Below are 1,730 nucleotides of genomic sequence, written 5' to 3'. Positions count from 1 at the left end.
GCAAGAAATGAATCATCGGGCCGATAAGAATCAATATTTTCCTGACTTCATCATTGGGACACCCGGAGTCACTGAAAGTGGTCTAAAATTGACTTTTGTTCAGGAGTCTTGTCCAGAAGCATCACTTTTTCTTTCCCCGAAGGCATTTTCAGGGTAATCCCGAAAATTGTTTTTAGCACATCAAGTCCCTTTTCCGCACTCATCCATACCTTTTTCTCCTTGAGCTGTCTTTCAAACTCCTTGTATAACTTGCAGGATACGAAAGCTATACTCAAGTGTGCCTCTATTCTCCTCTTTTTAAAATGGAATACAGGCCTGATTTTTAAATCTGTTTTGGTTATTCTGAAGGTCCTCTCGACCTGCCATAACTGGCGGTAACTTTCCATTACCTGTTCTGCCGGAATTTTGGTATTGGTAACGTAACCTTTCAGGCCGTCCCAAACATTGTCTGCCCTGTATTTTTCCTCATCAATACTTATATGGACCTCCCCTTCCAGTTTGAGGTATTTGTTGTACCCCTTGTTGTTTATGTGCTTTTTCGACAGCTTTCCGGAGGCCAGTTTTTTCTTAAGCCTTTCCATTCCCTTTCCCTGTTTTTGGCATCCTTGGCTGCCCGGGAGGCCGAATACTGGACGATCATTCTGAGTCCATCAGGCCGTTCCAATTCCGAGAAGCTTTTGTCGGCCAGCTCAAGACCCAGTATCTTGTTCTTTGTTTCTGCGCTTTCGTTTTTTATTCTGCCGCCCAGGATAAAGTCAAAACCATTTTGGCGGAGCAAGGCAACATTGCTGTTTGACATAAGCCCCGCATCGGCAACTACGGTTAAATTTTCAAGCTTGTATTTGGCCTTGAAACGCTCTATCACCGGCAACATGGTGTGTCCCTCAAAGCTGTTTCCCTGAAAGGCTTCATAATCCAGCGGATAACCGTTTTCTGCTACCAGCAGGCCAAGCACTATTTGGGGATTGCTGTGCTTGCCGTCTTTGCTGAAGCCCGAAATCCTGTAGTCATCCTCATCCGCAGCCTCAAAATATAGGGTGGTGACATCATAAAAAATCATCCCGAAACTATCGCCCAAAACGCTTACGGTGTGCTCATAACTTATCCTTTTGACCTCCTCCATGTATGTTTTGTGGAACCTGTCCATAAACCTGTATATCTCGTTAACATGCAGGTTCAAGCCTTTGTATTTTTGAAGATAATTGATGGTTTTGAGCTTGCTGACAGGATAAATCAGCCTTGAAATCACCAAATGCCTGAAAAGCTCCTCGGGAATGGCCCCGAAGCCTATCTGGTCAAAAATTCTCCCCAAAACAATCTCCGGCCCCAGCATCTGGACATTTTGAATGCTCCGGTAGACGGTATCGAAGAAGTTGGAGTCGGTTGGCGCGTCAAAGGAAATAGCTTGTTGGCCTTGGGATTTGAGTATGTATTCCCGGGCAAGGAATTTCAGTCTTGTGATCTCATCCTTATCCGAAGAGCTCCCGATTGTCTTTACCACTTTGTACGAACCCGAACTTTTGTCGATAACCTGTACCGAAACTGTACCCGAATGATTCTTTTTAGCCCTTACAAACATAAGGTAAATCTACAAATCGGAATCGGGACACCCAAGACACCGATGAAATCCCCTCCTATTTACAGCAAAAGGGCTTTTTTCGAGAAATCAGAAAAAGTTGATGAAGTCAGGTGATGAAAAAATTTATTCTTCTTACTAATGCTAAACTAAA

The 1,730-nt window shown here is 43.9% G+C and carries 1 pseudogene; it reads right to left on the bottom strand.

The window, feature by feature from the left end:
* Nucleotides 1-68 precede the first annotated feature (68 nt).
* Nucleotides 69-1,579, bottom strand: a pseudogene (locus tag KIH41_RS18010) (IS1634 family transposase).
* Between the last annotated feature and the right edge of the window lie 151 nt (nucleotides 1,580-1,730).

The organism is Litoribacter ruber (genome assembly GCF_018500185.1).
In the GTDB taxonomy this organism is placed as follows: domain Bacteria; phylum Bacteroidota; class Bacteroidia; order Cytophagales; family Cyclobacteriaceae; genus Litoribacter; species Litoribacter ruber.
The sequence above is the reverse complement of the archived record's forward strand: the minus strand, read 5'-3'. Positions and strand labels throughout refer to the sequence as shown.